This is a genomic window from Escherichia sp. Lx600-2, from assembly GCF_036662595.1.
Classification (GTDB): domain Bacteria; phylum Pseudomonadota; class Gammaproteobacteria; order Enterobacterales; family Enterobacteriaceae; genus Escherichia; species Escherichia coli.
In genome coordinates this window covers 1-17,368 of sequence record NZ_JAYQWM010000018.1, presented here as the reverse complement: position 1 = coordinate 17,368, position 17,368 = coordinate 1, and the positions used below count along the sequence as shown (strand labels likewise).

Here is a 17,368-nt window from a genome sequence, read left to right as displayed (position 1 = left end):
GTTTACCCTTTGCGATGGCCGTAGACGCGCGGACGGGTGTAGTAATCGATCAGAGGAACCGTGATGTTCGCCAGCAGGACGGCAAAAGCCACGCCGTCAGGATAGCCGCCGAAACTGCGGATCAACCAGACTAATAAGCCCGCAAGCGCGCCGAAAATAAGACGACCACGATTGGTCGTAGAAGCGGTAACCGGGTCAGTCAAAATAAAGAATGCGCCGAGCATGGTCGCTCCAGACAGCAGATGAATTTGCGGTGCTGCCAGTGTTTCTGGTGAGAACAACCAGCCCAACGTTGCGCATAACGTCAGCGTTACTAAGAAGCTGAGGGGAATATGCCAGCGAATCGCTTTCTGCCATAGCAACCACACGCCGCCAGCCAGCCAGGCGAGATTTACCCATTGCCAACCAGCGCCCGCCAGCATACCGCTGTAGATAGGATATTGCATAATCTGTTCAACCGAATGACCGGCACGGACAGAGGTTTTAAATGTATCCAGCGGTGTCGCCTGACTAATGCCATCAATACCTAAGCGTAGTGTGTTCATATCACCACCACTGGCGGTATGCCCGCTGAAAATAACCTGTATGGCGTCGATAAAACCAGGGATGTTGACCGCAATTTCATGTGGCGGTAACCAGCTGGTCATCTGCACCGGGAAGGAGATCAGTAAGACCACATAACCAATCATTGCCGGATTAAACGGGTTTTGTCCCAGACCGCCATATAACTGTTTAGCGATGATCACCGCAAACACCGTACCCAGCACGACCATCCACCATGGCGCGAGGGGGGGAATACTTACCGCCAGCAATAAGCCTGTCAGCAATGCTGAGTTATCTTTCAACGTTGCGGCTACCGACTGCTTGCGTAGTTTGAGTACGAGAGCTTCGGCTAACAGAGCACTGACCGACGCCAACAGGATCTGAACGAGAGTACCCCAACCAAAAAACCACAGTTGCGCTGCGATTCCTGGCACGGCTGCGAGCAACGCCAACAGCATAATGCGCGATGTCTGGCGCTGGTTATGGGTATAAGGGGAGCTAGCTATTCTGAATACCATTTAGTCCTCGTTTACAACCTTTTGCTGGGCGGCTTTTTTGGCCTGAACGCGGGCAATAGCCGCGGCAACTGCCGCTTTGCGCGGATCAACCTGTTCTTCTGGTTCTGCATTAGCCTGTTGCTGTTCCAGCTTGCGTGCTTTGGCGCGTGCAATAGCCGCTTCGACGGCAGCTTTGCGCGGATCAACCTGTTCTTCTGGCTCCGCATTAGCCTGTTGCTGTTCCAGTTTGCGCGCTTTGGCACGGGTAATAGCGGCTTCGACGGCGGCTTTGCGCGGTTCGACCGGTTCTTCTGGTTCCGCATTAGCCTGTTGCTGTTCCAGCTTGCGTGCTTTGGCACGGGCAATAGCGGCTTCGACGGCGGCTTTGCGCGGATCGACCTGTTCTTCTGGTTCCGCATTAGCATGTTGCTGTTCCAGCTTGCGCGCTTTGGCGCGGGCGATAGCGGCTTCGACGGCAGCTTTGCGCGGATCAACCGGTTCTTCTGGCTCCGCATTGGCCTGTTGCTGTTCCAGCTTGCGTGCTTTGGCGCGGGCAATAGCGGCTTCGACGGCAGCTTTGCGCGGATCGACCTGTTCTTCTGGTTCCGCATTAGCCTGTTGCTGTTCCAGCTTGCGCGCTTTGGCGCGGGCGATAGCTGCTTCAACGGCAGTTTTACGTGGATCAGCAACGGTTGCTGCGTCGTTAGTTTGCTGCAGTTCTGCCTGTTTCGCTCTGGCTTGCGCTTTACGGGCTTCCCGTGCTGCAATAATTGCACTGTTATCCGGGCGTTCGCCCGCTTTAATCACAATAGGCTGTGTAGCCTGGGCCTGTTTCTCTTTCACCCGCGCCAGAGCGGCAGCAATCGCATCTTTATCTTTGGCTGCAGGTTGAACGGCTGCGCTCTTATGTCGTTCAAGGCGAGCCGCTTTTTCGCGCTCCAGACGAGCCTGGCGCGCTTCGAAACGCGCTTTGGCTTCTGCGGCGCGCTTTTCTTCCTGACGAATAGCCGCAATTTCAGCTTTTTCCTGACGGAAATATTGCACCAGGGGAATATTGCTCGGGCAAACCCACGCGCAAGCCCCACATTCAATGCAGTCGGCAATGTTATGCGTGGTAGCTTTATCGTGTTGCTGACCTTTGCTGAACCAGTACAACTGTTGCGGCAAAAGATCCGCAGGGCAGGCGTCAGCACAGGCGCTACACCGGATGCAGCTTTGTTCTTCCTGTGGTTCGCCAAGCTCATTGGCAGAGGGAGCCAACAGACAGTTGGTAATCTTTACGACCGGGACATCCAGCCATGGCAAGGTAAAGCCCATTAGCGGGCCGCCCATAATCACCATTTGATCGACAGAGGGGCAGAATCCGGCGTCATTCAATAAATGACGCACTGGCGTCCCCAGCCGTGCCCAGACGTTGCCCGGGCGAGCGATTGCTTCGCCAGTCAGGGTTACGACACGCTCGGTAATCGGCTCGCCATCAATAACGGCACGTTTCACTGCATAAGCAGTGCCGACGTTTTGCATTAATACGCCGATATCGGATGAACGCCCGCCATGTGGAACCTGCTTCCCGGTCAGAATGTAGGTTAATTGTTTAGCACCGCCAGAAGGATATTTGGTTGGAATCACCCGCAGAGAAATATCGTGAGAGTCCGCCAGCACCGCGCGCAGCATGGAAATCGCCTGCGGTTTGTTATCTTCAATGCCGATAAGAATTTCGCGTGGCTGCAGAATATGCGCAAGAATGCGAATACCCTCTACGACCTGAGCCGCGCAATCCTGCATTAAACGGTCATCAGCGGTAATGTACGGCTCGCACTCAGCAGCGTTGATAATCAACGTCTCAATCTTATCTCCGCCGCCCTGCAATTTAACGCCTGTCGGGAATCCCGCACCACCCAGCCCGGCAACACCAAACTGATGAATGCGCTCGATTAACTCTTCGCGACGGCGAGAGCGATAATCGGCCCAGCCGTCGCGCGGGATCCAGCAGTCTTCACCATCGGCATCAATAATCACGCTTAATTCAGCTAAAGCTGAAGGATGAGCCGTAGAGTGGGGCGCAATAGCCGTAACGGTACCCGAGGTGGGCGCGTGAACAGGCAGCATTTTGCCGCGACCACGGGTAAGCGGCTGGCCGCGCAATACTTTATCGCCGACGCTAACGCACAACTCACCTTCAGCGCCAATATGCTGTTTCAGTGGAATAACAAAACGCTGCGCCAGTGGTACCTGGCGCAGGGGTGTACCGTTGGACTGGGTTTTCATCTCCGGTGGATGGATGCCGCCGTTGAAATCCCAGATTTTATTTTTTCTGAATGCAGAGAATAACTTAAGCATGGTGTTCCACGGGAATGATACGCACGGGAATGGTGTTCAGATCCCATTTCCAGGAGTCAGGTGTTTCTGCGACCGGTTGCAACGAGATGCAGTGCGTCGGGCACGGATCAACACATAAATTGCAGCCCGTACAGAGATCACTCATTACCGTATGCATGGCACGGGTAGCGCCAACGATGGCGTCTACCGGACACGCCTGAATACATTTAGTGCAGCCAATACAGTTATTTTCATCAATAACCGCCACCATCCGCGCAGGCGTTAGCTCTTGCGCTTCGCCATCCAGCGGCTGCGGCTCGACATTAAGCAACTCGGCAATTTTTAGCATCACAGCTTCGCCACCTGGGGCGCAACGGTTGATTTTTTCACCGTTACAGCTGATGGCTTCCGCGTAGGGGCGACAGCCGGGATAACCGCACTGACCACACTGGCTCTGCGGTAAGATTTCGTCAATTTTCTCAACGACCGGATCGTCTTCCACCGCAAAACGGCGGGAGGCATAACCCAGAATGGCGCCAAACGCCAGGCCCAGCAGGCTCACGGCGGCAACGGCAATCCAGATAGCATTCATTACAACTTCACCAAACCACTAAAGCCCATAAAGGCCAGAGACATAAGACCTGCGGTAATTAACGCAATGGCATTACCGCGAAAAGGTGCCGGGACATCAGCCACAGCAAGGCGTTCGCGGATGGCTGCGAAGAGAACCATCACCAGCGAAAAACCGACAGCGGCGGAAAAACCGTACAGCGCCGACTGCAAGAAATTGTGCCCGAGATTGATATTCAGCAACGCCACGCCGAGCACGGCACAGTTGGTGGTGATAAGCGGCAAAAAAATCCCCAGCAAACGGTAAAGCACCGGGCTGGTTTTGCGCACCACCATCTCGGTGAACTGCACGACCACAGCAATCACCAGAATAAATGCCAGGGTGCGCAGGTAAATCAGATTAAGTGGGATCAAAATCCACGTATCGATAAGCCAGGCGCAAATAGACGCCAGCGTCATCACAAACGTTGTTGCCAGCCCCATGCCCATCGCGGTTTCCAGCTTTTTGGAAACTCCCATAAACGGACAGAGACCGAGAAACTTGACCAGTACAAAGTTATTGACCAGTACAGTTCCAACAAACAGTAACAGGTAGTCAGTCATTTTTCGGCCTGAAATAAAAAAGCCGCCTATTATCCGTTAATCCAGAGCAGGCGACAACAGGTTAACTGTAAGGTTATTACGGATTCACAAACGTCGCTTTCACCCGCGACGAGCGTTTGAAATAGGGGACGATCAATGCGGTTGCCAACAAAGTAAACAGCAACTGGCGAACGGCTATGCCATCTTCCACGGGTGAAAAAGCGAACGCTTTTACTGCCAGCAATACGGAAATAAGCAGCCAGATAATATAGTGTTTAGGAACACAACGCCGACGTTTAAAGAAAGCGATGGTCAACCACAGTGTGTAATACCACATGGCGATAGCGGTAATAAAAGAAACGCCCCATAAGATTTGTGTCGTCAGTGCTTGTGCGCCGAGCGTTTGAAATGTTTGCGGAGAAGATAACGCAGCGGTATACAGCAACAACGCCAGCGTCGTACTTAACAGAGCGACTAAAAGCCAGGCCAACGGGCCAAGCAACCAGCCTCCAATACGTTGTGGCGTTGTGGTGGTCATAGGTTCTCCAGAATAGCGACGCAAACAGGCAAATCTAATTTTAGGGGCGTTATTATAAGGCTTTTATAACCGATCGCTACTTTCTTTATTGGACATAGTGCCAGACGGACTTCGGTACCTGGCCAAGGTCAAACAAACGCCCGCCAGAAACCAGCTCTGCGCGACGGTGATCGGCAGCACGATACATATTGATCAGTTCCTGATCGTCCGTCAGGGTGTAATTAAGATGGTCGTAGAGTTTTTCCAGACTTTCGAGTGAACTGATTTTGCGAAATTTTAATAAGTAGTCCTGAACAGTCATAAAAGGTCCATAAAATAATTAATACCAAAGGGGTAGGTATTATTAGTGATGATAAAATTTCACCAAAAGTGAACGCTTGTGTTATTACAATAATAAGAATGCGCTGATGGCAAATATTCAGGGATGAAAAACTGCTATGAAAAGAGTAACGCGCTTTACTATCCCTGACAATCACCAACAACACCGAACAAGATAATAAATTCCTGGTTTAATATCCGACAAGTGAAAACATGCACCCGGACGGGCAGCATGTCGCTCTACAAGCGCAGAGCTTACTTGTGTTGTACCGTAGTACTCTGTTCAGGTGGCTGATAGTTGTCAATGTGACTCGCCACGCCAAGAAGAATGACTGAAACGACAAGAACGATCCAACCTGTTAATTCAATAAGACGATTCATTACAACTCACATCTCTGTTGATTGATCCATTAACTTCAGGGGGTAAATGTTACTTAGCAATAATAGCTCCAGCAAGATTTTTACTGAGGTTTTTGCGATATTTAGCTTTTGTCGTTGGAAAAATCGCTATTTTTTTGACTTAAGTTAAACAACATCCCTTATTGCTGGCAGGTTATTAAACTGTTGAGCGAGGGTAAAGGATAGTGTCAAATAGCCATCATACTTCAATGAGAGGCAATGACATGAGCGACAACATCCGTGTTGGGTTGATTGGGTATGGTTATGCGAGCAAAACCTTCCATGCGCCCCTGATTGCGGGCACGCCCGGGCTGGAACTGGCGGTAATCTCCAGCAGTGATGAAACAAAAGTAAAAGCCGACTGGCCAACGGTTACGGTTGTCTCTGAGCCGAAGCATCTGTTTAACGATCCCAACATAGACCTGATTGTCATTCCTACACCCAACGATACCCATTTCCTGTTAGCCAAAGCGGCGCTTGAGGCGGGTAAACATGTGGTCGTTGATAAACCCTTTACCGTGACACTGTCACAAGCGCGAGAGCTGGATGCGCTGGCAAAAAGCCTGGGGCGTGTGCTGTCTGTATTCCATAACCGTCGTTGGGATAGCGATTTCTTGACGCTAAAAGGTTTGCTCGCGGAAGGCGTGCTGGGTGAAGTTGCTTACTTTGAGTCTCATTTTGACCGCTTCCGTCCGCAGGTGCGCGATCGTTGGCGTGAACAGGGCGGCCCAGGCAGCGGTATCTGGTACGATTTAGCACCACATCTTCTTGATCAGGCCATTACGCTATTTGGTTTACCGGTCAGCATGACGGTAGATTTGGCACAGTTACGGCCCGGAGCGCAGTCGACCGATTATTTCCACGCCATCTTGTCCTATCCACAGCGGCGAGTCATTTTACACGGTACCATGCTGGCAGCCGCTGAGTCAGCACGGTATATCGTGCATGGATCCCGAGGCAGTTATGTGAAATATGGCCTCGATCCACAGGAAGAACGTCTGAAAAGTGGCGAGCGTCTGCCGCAGGAAGACTGGGGCTACGATATGCGTGATGGCGTACTTACCCGCGTGGTAGGTGAGGAACGTGTCGAAGAAACGCTGTTGACGGTGCCTGGGAATTATCCGGCTTACTATGCGGCGATTCGTGATGCGTTAAATGGCGATGGTGAAAATCCGGTTCCGGCAAGCCAGGCAATCCAGGTAATGGAGTTGATTGAGCTGGGCATTGAATCCGCCAAACATCGCGCGACTTTGTGCCTTGCATGAAAAATGGATGGTGCAATTTGCACCATCCATTTTTGTTACTTCGCTGCGGCTTTTTCTCGCAGTGCGCGTTTTTCCTCAGCGCTGAGGAAAGCCATTTCCAGACCATTAATCTGTGCCTGGCGGATTTGCTCGCGGGATAACCCAGCAGCTGGCGCGGCAACGTTATATTCGTGAATGATATCCACTCCCTGTACGCCGGGATCGTCAGTGTTAATGCTGGCACGAATGCCATGCTCAAGGAACGTTTTCAGCGGATGTGCAGCCAGCTCAGCCACGGTGCTGGTCTGAATATTGGAGGTCAGACAGGATTCAATACCAATTTGTTGCTCGGCGAGAAAATCCATCAGCGCCCGATCTTCAATGGCTTTTACGCCATGTCCAATACGCTCCGCACCCAGTTCACGAATCGCCTGCCAGATGCTTTCCGGCCCGGCAGCTTCGCCTGCATGGACGGTAATATGCCAGCCCGCATCACGCGCGCGGTTGAAGTGAGAAAGAAACAGACTTCCCGGGAAACCAAGTTCATCACCGGCTAAATCAAGTGCGGTAATCTGGTCACGGTGGGCTAAAAAGGCCTCCAGCTCTTGCTGACAGGCGGCTTCGCCGAAGGTTCGGCTCATAATGCCGATAAGCTTCGCCTGCACACCAAAGGTGCGGCAACCTTCACGTACGCCATCGATCACCGCTTCAACAACACCTGCAACAGGCAGCTGATGTGCCATTGCCATGTAGCCTGGAGAAAAACGCAGCTCGACATAGTGCAGGCCGTGACGGGCTGCATCTTCAATGTTTTCAAATGCCACGCGGCGACAAGCATCAAGAGAGGCGAGAACTTTAACGCCCCAGTCAAGTTTGGTCAGAAAGCTCACCAGATCGGGTTCGTTGGCAATGACCTGAACGTGGGGAATCAGTGTTTCCAGGGATTGTGCAGGAAGCGAGATATTATACTGGCGGCCAAGTTCAAGAATGGTCTGGGGACGAATGTTGCCATCAAGGTGGCGATGGATATCAGTTAATGGCAGGGTGGTATCAATCATGGTCGCACTCTTTTTCTGGATATAAAAGTGCGCACCATTATAAAAACAAAGCAGGGTAAAAATCCACGATTGCGCAACGATTTTTTACGTTGCGCAATTGGGGTTAACGAACAGCGCGGATGGCGTTAATTAATCCAGCCACACCTTTTTCCAGTTTCGAACGTGGGCAGCCGGCATTGAGACGGACAAAACCACGACCTTCTTCACCGTAGGTATACCCCGGCATGATCGCGACCTTTTCTTGCTCGATAAGCGCTTTTTGCAACGCGTTGTCGTCAATATTCAATGGACGTAGATCAAGCCAGGCCAGATAAGTGGATTGCGGGATCTGCCAGTTGAGTTCAGGAAACGCGGCGTTCATTTTATCTGCGATATACGTCAGATTATCTTTCAGATAGATGCGTAAGGCATCCAGCCACGGCGCGCCTTGCTGATAGGCGGCGATATGGGCAGTTAACGCCAGTACCGAAGGGGAAGAAAGCCCATCACGGCCTTTCAGTGCCGATAAATAGGCATCGCGGCTACTGCTATTTTCTATAATCCCGTAAGCACCGGTCAGGGCGGGAATATTGAAACTTTTCGATCCCGACGTTAGCAACGCCCAGTCTCCGCGAGCCACATTACTCCAGGGAATATGCGGCTGCTCGCCCCAAACCATATCCATATGGATTTCATCGGAAATAACCCGCACACCATGACGCTCGCACAGGTCAGCCATGATCTCCAGCTCATCGCACGTCCACACTTTCCCGGTAGGATTCTGTGGGCTACACAGGAGCATAATTTTACATTCTGGTTTCGCCAACACGGCTTCCAGCTTGCCCATATCGCAAAACCAGCCGTCAGCCTGCTTCTCTAAAGCAACGGGCATTACTGTGCGCTGATTACCATCAATGGCCTTGTAAAATGCGTCATAGGCGGGTGTGTGGATCACCACGCCTTCACCTGTTTCAGACCACTGACGAATCAGTTCTGAGACCATATAGATAACAGAAGGGCCATACACCACCGACTGAGGATCGATGGCGGTGTAATGCTGGGTGGAAAACCAGTGGGCAATAGCCGCGAGAAACTCATCGTTCTTCCAGCGGCTGTAGCCAAACACGCCGTGCATCAGGCGCTGATTCAGCGCCTCGATAATGCAGGGGGCAGTGGCAAAATCCATGTCTGAAATCGTGAACGGTAACAGGTCAGCAGTGCCGAAACGGTCAGCGACATAATCCCACTGCGTACACCATGTGCCATGACGATCCACGACCTTTGAAAAATCGAACATATCTTATCCTTATGCCTGGACAGTATGCATCAGACCGGCCATTTCATCTTTTACTGACTGAACTTGTGGCCCGATAACAACCTGCAGGTTATGTTGATTAAGTTGTACTACGCCAATTGCCCGATTGTCCTTCAGTGCCTGCACATTAACAAGCGACATATCTTTAACAGACAAACGCAGACGGGTAATGCAGTTATCGAGGCTGACAATATTGTCGGCACCGCCTAAGGCTTCGAGGATTGCAGGAACGTTGTAACCTGATTTACCCGGCGCACCGGCAACGGCTTTTTCGATTGAACTGGCAACTTCGCTATCGCGTCCCGGGGTTTTCAGATTGAAGCGGGTGATAGCGAAACGGAAGATGACGTAGTAAACGACAAACCAGATTGCCGCCACCACTGGCACCATGTACCACTTGGTTGACAGACCATGCAAAATACCGAACACCACGAAGTCGATGATATTGCCGTCGGTATTACCGATGGTGACGCCGAGCACAGACATGACGGTGAAGCCGAGGCCGGTTAACAGCGCGTGGATGACATACAGAACTGGCGCTACGAACAGGAACAGGAATTCCAGCGGTTCGGTCGTGCCGCCAACGACACAGGCGATCAGGCCAGAAATCAGCAGCCCTTTAATTTTATGGCGATTTTCCGGGCGCGCGCAGTGATACATCGCTAACGCTGCACCTGGCAGACCGCCGAGAAACGCAGGCATTTTGCCTTGCGAAAGGAAACGCGTGGCGCTTTCAGAAAAATCGTGAGTGGTCGGGCAACTCAATTGCGCCTGGAAGATGGTTAATGCGCCGCTGACGGTTTGACCGCAGACTTCCTGCGTGCCACCTGCGTCGGTAAAGCGAATTAATGCCACCAGAATGTGATGCAGACCAAACGGCAACAGCAGACGTTCACCGGTACCAAACAGCATCGGTCCGAAATCACCCGCGCTATTGATCATATGGCCTAAGCCGCTAATACCCATGGCGAAAATCGGCCAGACTAATGGAATCACCAGGCCGACAAGGCCCATCACCAGCGAGGAGATAATTGGTACGAAGCGCGTACCGCCGAAGAATGCCAGCGCATCCGGCAGGCGGATATTATGGAATCGCTCATGCAGCATCCAGACGATAATACCGGCGATTACCGCACCGAGGATCCCGGTGTCGATCGACTGGATCCCAAGAATGCTCTGGATGTTATTGGCTTTCAGAACGGCGGCATCCGTGGTTGGCAGAATGCCTTTATTGGTCAACCAGAAGTTTACCGCGAGGTTCATTACCGCATAACCGACGAAGCCAGCGAATGCCGCTACGCCTTTGTTTTCTCGTGCCAGACCCAGCGGGATGGCGATACAGAACATGACTGGCAGGAAACTAAAAGCAAACGAGCCAATCTTACTCATCCAGATAAAGATAGCCTGCAACACGGGGTTGCCCAGGACCGGGATTAGGGTGATGACATCGTGGCTACTAAGGGAACTACCAATGCCGAGCATAATGCCGCAGAACGACAATAATGCCACGGGTAACATGAAGGTTTTGCCTAACTGCTGGAAGAACTCCCACAGCGTGACTTTCGGTGCTGTTTTCGCCGTCATAAAACGACTCCTCGTAGAGAACAATCTGGATTCAGTAAATTGCGCGAGAAGATAAAACGTTTTATCAAATTTTAGTGAGGCATAAATCACATTACGCAACGATAATAGCGGGTATAAGATAAATAAAAGGTAAAACGTTTTATCTGTCACATAATCAGGGAGTAGGTCATCTGCATGGCTACCGCCAAAAAAATAACCATTCATGATGTTGCGCTGGCTGCGGGCGTGTCGGTAAGTACCGTTTCGCTGGTGCTTAGTGGCAAAGGGCGAATCTCTACCGCCACAGGAGAACGCGTTAACGCCGCCATTGAAGAGCTGGGATTTGTGCGCAATCGCCAGGCGTCGGCGCTGCGCGGCGGGCAAAGCGGCGTCATTGGTTTGATCGTCCGTGATTTATCTGCGCCGTTTTACGCCGAATTGACGGCCGGATTGACGGAAGCTCTGGAAGCGCAGGGACGGATGGTTTTTTTGCTTCACGGCGGTAAAGACGGCGAGCAGCTGGCACAGCGGTTTTCACTGTTACTGAATCAGGGTGTCGATGGTGTGGTAATTGCCGGGGCTGCAGGAAGCAGCGATGACCTGCGACGGATGGCAGAAGAAAAAGCTATCCCGGTGATTTTCGCTTCCCGTGCCAGTTATCTTGATGATGTTGATACGGTTCGCCCGGACAACATGCAGGCTGCACAGTTGTTGACGGAGCATCTCATTCGCAATGGGCATCAGCGGATCGCCTGGCTGGGAGGGCAAAGTTCCTCATTAACCCGTGCAGAACGGGTGGGGGGCTATTGTGCAACTCTACTAAAATTTGGCCTGCCGTTTCACAGCGATTGGGTGTTGGAGTGCACTTCCAGCCAGAAGCAAGCCGCGGAAGCTATCACGGCGCTTTTACGTCATAACCCGACCATCAGTGCCGTGGTTTGCTATAACGAAACTATTGCGATGGGGGCATGGTTTGGTTTGCTGAAAGCAGGGCGGCAAAGCGGGGAAAGCGGAGTCGATCGTTACTTTGAGCAACAGGTTTCGCTGGCGGCATTTACCGATGCGACACCAACCACACTTGATGATATACCCGTTATCTGGGCCAGCACGCCAGCGAGGGAACTTGGTACCACACTTGCGGATCGCATGATGCAAAAAATCACCCATGAAGAGACGCATTCACGCAATCTTATTATTCCCGCCCGGCTCATTGCGGCGAAATAATCCTCTCTTTATCTGCTATACCTGGTAGTGTCCTTTCCTCAAGGTTAATGATAAAAAATGTGGCACACAGGCGGTGCCTTTTATTTTTACTGAAGTTCACAGGAGGTTTATGTGTTTAATTCTGACAACCTGAGACTCGACGGAAAATGCGCCATCATCACAGGTGCGGGTGCAGGTATTGGTAAAGAAATCGCCATTACATTCGCGACAGCTGGCGCATCTGTGGTGGTCAGTGATATTAACGCCGACGCAGCTAACCATGTTGTAGACGAAATTCAACAACTGGGTGGTCAGGCATTTGCCTGCCGTTGTGATATTACTTCCGAACAGGAACTCTCTGCACTGGCAGACTTTGCTATCAGTAAGCTGGGTAAAGTTGATATTCTGGTTAACAACGCCGGTGGCGGTGGACCTAAACCGTTTGATATGCCAATGGCGGATTTTCGCCGTGCTTATGAACTGAATGTGTTTTCTTTTTTCCATCTGTCACAACTTGTTGCGCCAGAAATGGAAAAAAATGGCGGTGGCGTTATTCTGACCATCACTTCTATGGCGGCAGAAAATAAAAATATAAACATGACTTCCTATGCATCATCTAAAGCTGCGGCCAGTCATCTGGTCAGAAATATGGCGTTTGACCTGGGTGAAAAAAATATTCGGGTAAATGGCATTGCGCCGGGGGCAATATTAACCGATGCCCTGAAATCCGTTATTACACCAGAAATTGAACAAAAAATGTTACAGCACACGCCGATCAGACGTCTGGGCCAACCGCAAGATATTGCTAACGCAGCGCTGTTCCTTTGCTCGCCTGCAGCCAGCTGGGTAAGCGGACAAATTCTCACCGTCTCCGGTGGTGGGGTACAAGAGCTCAATTAATACACTAACGAACCGGTAAACAGCCGTATGTGTTGTTTACCGGGATAGCGTGTGCAATTCATCAACGTCTCTGCTAAACAACTGGCAGCCAAATCACGGCTATTGGTTAACCAATAGCTGGATGAAAAGCATACGAATAGAGTGTGCCTTCGCACTATTCAACAGCAATGATAGGCGCTCACCTGACAACGCGGTAAACTAGTTATTCACGCTAACTATAATGGTTTAATGATGGATAACATGCAGACTGAAGCACAACCGACACGGACCCGGATCCTCAATGCTGCCAGAGAGATTTTTTCAGAAAATGGATTTCACAGTGCCTCGATGAAAGCCATCTGTAAATCTTGCGCCATTAGTCCCGGGACGCTCTATCACCATTTCATCTCCAAAGAAGCCTTGATTCAGGCGATTATCTTACAGGACCAGGAGAGGGCGCTGGCTCGTTTCCGGGAACCGATTGAAGGGATTCATTTTGTTGACTATATGGTCGAGTCTATTGTCTCTCTCACCCATGAAGCCTTTGGGCAACGGGCGCTGGTGGTCGAAATTATGGCGGAAGGGATGCGTAACCCACAGGTCGCCGCCATGCTTAAAAATAAGCATATGACGATCACTGAATTTGTTGCTCAGCGGATGCGTGATGCCCAGCAAAAAGGCGAGATAAGCCCAGACATCAACACGGCAATGACTTCACGTTTACTGCTGGATCTGACCTACGGTGTACTGGCCGATATCGAAGCGGAAGACCTGGCGCGTGAAGTGTCGTTTGCTCAGGGATTACGCGCGATGATTGGCGGTATCTTAACCGCATCCTGATTCTCTCTCTCTTTCCGCGGGCTGGTGACAACTGAGCCCGCGTTTCATACTTTAATTTCCCTGTACAAAATACAATCTCGCCGGAGCGGGGAATTCCTCCCTAAAATATTCACCGTAGCCATATGTCATGAGAGTTTATCGTTCCCAATACGATCGAACGAACGTTCGATTGCTTGTTTTATGGCTTCTGTCAACGCTGTTTTAAAGATTAATGCGATCTATATCACGCTGTGGGTATTGCAGTTTTTGGTTTTTTGATCGCGGTGTCAGTTCTTTTTATTTCCATTTCTCTTCCATGGGTTTCTCACAGATAACTGTGTGCAACACAGAATTGGTTAACTAATCAGATTAAAGGTTGACCAGTATTTTTATCTTAATGAGGAGTCCATTATGTTACGTCCTGTAGAAACCCCAACCCGTGAAATCAAAAAACTCGACGGCCTGTGGGCATTCAGTCTGGATCGCGAAAACTGCGGAATTGATCAGCGTTGGTGGGAAAGCGCGTTACAAGAAAGCCGGGCAATTGCTGTGCCAGGCAGTTTTAACGATCAGTTCGCCGATGCAGATATTCGTAATTATGTGGGCAACGTCTGGTATCAGCGCGAAGTCTTTATACCGAAAGGTTGGGCAGGCCAGCGTATCGTGCTGCGTTTCGATGCGGTCACTCATTACGGCAAAGTGTGGGTCAATAATCAGGAAGTGATGGAGCATCAGGGCGGCTATACGCCATTTGAAGCCGATGTCACGCCGTATGTTATTGCCGGGAAAAGTGTACGTATCACCGTTTGTGTGAACAACGAACTGAACTGGCAGACTATCCCGCCGGGAATGGTGATTACCGACGAAAACGGCAAGAAAAAGCAGTCTTACTTCCATGATTTCTTTAACTATGCCGGGATCCATCGCAGCGTAATGCTCTACACCACGCCGAACACCTGGGTGGACGATATCACCGTGGTGACGCATGTCGCGCAAGCCTGTAACCACGCGTCTGTTGACTGGCAGGTGGCGGCCAATGGTGATGTCAGCGTTGAACTGCGTGATGCGGATCAACAGGTGGTTGCAACTGGACAAGGCACCAGCGGGACTTTGCAAGTGGTGAATCCGCACCTCTGGCAACCGGGTGAAGGTTATCTCTATGAACTGTACGTCACAGCCAAAAGCCAGACAGAGTGTGATATCTACCCGCTGCGCGTCGGCATCCGGTCAGTGGCAGTGAAGGGCGAACAGTTCCTGATCAACCACAAACCGTTCTACTTTACTGGCTTTGGCCGTCATGAAGATGCGGATTTGCGCGGCAAAGGATTCGATAACGTGCTGATGGTGCACGATCACGCATTAATGGACTGGATTGGGGCCAACTCCTACCGTACCTCGCATTACCCTTACGCTGAAGAGATGCTCGACTGGGCAGATGAACATGGCATCGTGGTGATTGATGAAACTGCAGCTGTCGGCTTTAACCTCTCTTTAGGCATTGGTTTCGAAGCGGGCAACAAGCCGAAAGAACTGTACAGCGAAGAGGCAGTCAACGGGGAAACTCAGCAGGCGCACTTACAGGCGATTAAAGAGCTGATAGCGCGTGACAAAAACCACCCAAGCGTGGTGATGTGGAGTATTGCCAACGAACCGGATACCCGTCCGCAAGGTGCACGGGAATATTTCGCGCCACTGGCGGAAGCAACGCGTAAACTCGATCCGACGCGTCCGATCACCTGCGTCAATGTAATGTTCTGCGACGCTCACACCGATACCATCAGCGATCTCTTTGATGTGCTGTGCCTGAACCGTTATTACGGATGGTATGTCCAAAGCGGCGATTTGGAAACGGCAGAGAAGGTACTGGAAAAAGAACTTCTGGCCTGGCAGGAGAAACTGCATCAGCCGATTATCATCACCGAATACGGCGTGGATACGTTAGCCGGGCTGCACTCAATGTACACCGACATGTGGAGTGAAGAGTATCAGTGTGCATGGCTGGATATGTATCACCGCGTCTTTGATCGCGTCAGCGCCGTCGTCGGTGAACAGGTATGGAATTTCGCCGATTTTGCGACCTCGCAAGGCATATTGCGCGTTGGCGGTAACAAGAAGGGCATCTTCACCCGCGACCGCAAACCGAAGTCGGCGGCTTTTCTGCTGCAAAAACGCTGGACTGGCATGAACTTCGGTGAAAAACCGCAGCAGGGAGGCAAACAATGAATCAACAACTCTCCTGGCGCACCATCGTTGGCTACAGCCTCGGTGACGTCGCCAATAACTTCGCCTTCGCTATGGGGGCGCTCTTCCTGCTAAGTTACTACACCGACGTCGCTGGCGTCGGTGCCGCTGCGGCGGGCACCATGCTGTTACTGGTGCGGGTATTCGATGCCTTCGCCGACATCTTTGCCGGACGAGTGGTGGACAGTGTGAATACCCGCTGGGGAAAATTCCGCCCGTTTTTACTCTTCGGTACTGCGCCGTTAATGATCTTCAGCGTGCTGGTATTCTGGGTGCCGACCGACTGGAGCCATAGCAGCAAAGTAGTGTATGCATATTTGACCTACATGGGCCTCGGGCTTTGCTACAGCCTGGTGAATATTCCTTATGGTTCACTTGCTACCGCGATGACCCAACAACCACAATCCCGCGCCCGTCTGGGCGCGGCTCGCGGGATTGCCGCTTTATTAACCTTTGTCTGCCTGGCATTTCTGATAGGACCGAGCATTAAGAACTCCAGCCCGGAAGAGATGGTGTCGGTATACCATTTCTGGACGATTGTGCTGGCGATTGCCGGAATGGTGCTTTACTTCATCTGCTTCAAATCGACGCGTGAGAATGTGGTACGTATCGTGGCGCAGCCGTCATTGAAGATCAGTCTGCAAACCCTGAAACGGAATCGCCCGCTGTTTATGTTGTGCATCGGTGCGCTGTGTGTGCTGATTTCGACCTTCGCGGTCAGCGCCTCGTCGTTGTTCTACGTGCGCTATGTGTTAAATGATACCGGGCTGTTCACTGTGCTGGTACTGGTGCAAAACCTGGTTTGTACTGTGGCATCGGCACCGTTGGTGCCGGGGATGGTCGCGAGGATCGGTAAAAAGAATACCTTCCTGATTGGCGCTTTGCTGGGAACCTGCGGTTATCTGCTGTTCTTCTGGGTTTCCGTCTGGTCGCTGCCGGTGGCACTGGTTGCGTTAGCCATTGCCTCAATTGGTCAGGGCGTTACCATGACCGTGATGTGGGCGCTGGAAGCTGATACCGTAGAATACGGTGAATACCTGACCGGCGTGCGAATTGAAGGGCTCACCTATTCACTATTCTCATTTACCCGTAAATGCGGTCAGGCAATCGGTGGTTCAATTCCTGCCTTTATTTTGGGATTAAGCGGATATATCGCCAATCAGGTGCAAACGCCGGAAGTAATTATGGGCATCCGCACATCAATTGCCTTAGTACCTTGCGGATTGGTGATGCTGCCAACTTACTGATTTAGTGTATGATGGTGTTTTTGAGGTGCTCCAGTGGCTTCTGTTTCTATCAGC

General features: G+C 51.4%; 16 protein-coding genes. 6 read left to right on the top strand and 10 right to left on the bottom strand.

Translation table 11 applies throughout. The annotated features are described in order from the left end of the window. Window positions 1–2: 2 nt before the first annotated feature. The 7 genes from rsxD to blr form a co-directional block, all read right to left on the bottom strand. Window positions 3–1,061: an electron transport complex subunit RsxD gene (gene rsxD, locus OQV04_RS09095; RefSeq protein WP_032280938.1), complete on the bottom strand. Its 1,059-nt coding sequence runs from the start codon at window positions 1,059–1,061 to the stop codon at window positions 3–5. After that, complete coding sequence (gene rsxC / locus OQV04_RS09090) at window positions 1,062–3,380, bottom strand: electron transport complex subunit RsxC (protein WP_274446657.1); 2,319 nt, start codon at window positions 3,378–3,380, stop codon at window positions 1,062–1,064. After that, window positions 3,373–3,951, bottom strand: coding sequence for an electron transport complex subunit RsxB (gene rsxB / locus OQV04_RS09085; RefSeq protein WP_000991809.1), 579 nt, complete (start codon window positions 3,949–3,951; stop codon window positions 3,373–3,375). The genes rsxC and rsxB overlap by 8 nt, the downstream gene beginning before the upstream one ends. After that, entirely contained in the window at window positions 3,951–4,532 is a 582-nt protein-coding gene (gene rsxA, locus OQV04_RS09080) for an electron transport complex subunit RsxA (RefSeq protein WP_000133193.1), read from the bottom strand. Before rsxA ends, rsxB begins: the two co-directional genes overlap by 1 nt. A gap of 76 nt (window positions 4,533–4,608) precedes the next feature. After that, complete coding sequence (locus OQV04_RS09075; protein ID WP_001302052.1) at window positions 4,609–5,049, bottom strand: DUF2569 domain-containing protein; 441 nt, start codon at window positions 5,047–5,049, stop codon at window positions 4,609–4,611. Window positions 5,050–5,134: 85 nt separating this feature from the next. Then, a complete protein-coding gene (gene ydgT, locus OQV04_RS09070; protein ID WP_000217950.1) occupies window positions 5,135–5,350 on the bottom strand; it encodes a transcription modulator YdgT in 216 nt (71 codons plus the stop codon). A 272-nt stretch (window positions 5,351–5,622) separates the two neighbouring features. Beyond that, window positions 5,623–5,748, bottom strand: coding sequence for a division septum protein Blr (gene blr, locus OQV04_RS09065; protein WP_001296096.1), 126 nt, complete (start codon window positions 5,746–5,748; stop codon window positions 5,623–5,625). A gap of 242 nt (window positions 5,749–5,990) precedes the next feature. Here blr and OQV04_RS09060 point away from each other — a divergent pair, with 242 nt between their 5' ends. Beyond that, the gene (locus tag OQV04_RS09060) at window positions 5,991–7,031 is read left to right on the top strand and encodes an oxidoreductase (RefSeq protein WP_032280936.1); all 1,041 of its coding nucleotides are present in this window, start codon (window positions 5,991–5,993) and stop codon (window positions 7,029–7,031) included. A gap of 35 nt (window positions 7,032–7,066) precedes the next feature. Here the strand turns inward: OQV04_RS09060 and add are convergent, their stop codons facing one another. The 3 genes from add to malX all read right to left on the bottom strand — a co-directional run bounded on the left by add (window position 7,067) and on the right by malX (window position 10,946). Beyond that, the gene (add, locus tag OQV04_RS09055; protein ID WP_032280935.1) at window positions 7,067–8,068 is read right to left on the bottom strand and encodes an adenosine deaminase; all 1,002 of its coding nucleotides are present in this window, start codon (window positions 8,066–8,068) and stop codon (window positions 7,067–7,069) included. A 103-nt stretch (window positions 8,069–8,171) separates the two neighbouring features. Further along, window positions 8,172–9,344, bottom strand: a complete 1,173-nt coding sequence (gene malY, locus OQV04_RS09050) for a bifunctional maltose regulon transcriptional repressor/cystathionine beta-lyase MalY (RefSeq protein ID WP_032280934.1) — start codon at window positions 9,342–9,344, stop codon at window positions 8,172–8,174. A 9-nt stretch (window positions 9,345–9,353) separates the two neighbouring features. Further along, on the bottom strand, window positions 9,354–10,946 hold the full coding sequence (gene malX, locus OQV04_RS09045; protein WP_032280933.1) for a PTS maltose transporter subunit IICB: 1,593 nt from the start codon (window positions 10,944–10,946) through the stop codon (window positions 9,354–9,356). Between the two features lie 174 nt (window positions 10,947–11,120). Between malX and malI the strand changes: the two genes are divergently transcribed. The 5 genes from malI (at window position 11,121) to uidB (ending at window position 17,314) form a co-directional block, all read left to right on the top strand. Further along, entirely contained in the window at window positions 11,121–12,149 is a 1,029-nt protein-coding gene (gene malI / locus OQV04_RS09040; RefSeq protein WP_032280932.1) for a mal regulon transcriptional regulator MalI, read from the top strand. Between the two features lie 111 nt (window positions 12,150–12,260). After that, window positions 12,261–13,028 (top strand): 7-alpha-hydroxysteroid dehydrogenase, encoded by a 768-nt coding sequence (hdhA, locus tag OQV04_RS09035; RefSeq protein ID WP_000483353.1) that lies wholly within the window; start codon window positions 12,261–12,263, stop codon window positions 13,026–13,028. A 228-nt stretch (window positions 13,029–13,256) separates the two neighbouring features. Then, window positions 13,257–13,847 (top strand): DNA-binding transcriptional regulator UidR, encoded by a 591-nt coding sequence (gene uidR / locus OQV04_RS09030; protein WP_000969094.1) that lies wholly within the window; start codon window positions 13,257–13,259, stop codon window positions 13,845–13,847. Between the two features lie 390 nt (window positions 13,848–14,237). Then, on the top strand, window positions 14,238–16,049 hold the full coding sequence (gene uidA / locus OQV04_RS09025) for a beta-glucuronidase (RefSeq protein WP_032280930.1): 1,812 nt from the start codon (window positions 14,238–14,240) through the stop codon (window positions 16,047–16,049). Beyond that, a complete protein-coding gene (gene uidB / locus OQV04_RS09020; RefSeq protein WP_274446656.1) occupies window positions 16,046–17,314 on the top strand; it encodes a glucuronide transporter in 1,269 nt (422 codons plus the stop codon). Before uidA ends, uidB begins: the two co-directional genes overlap by 4 nt. Window positions 17,315–17,368: the final 54 nt, after the last annotated feature.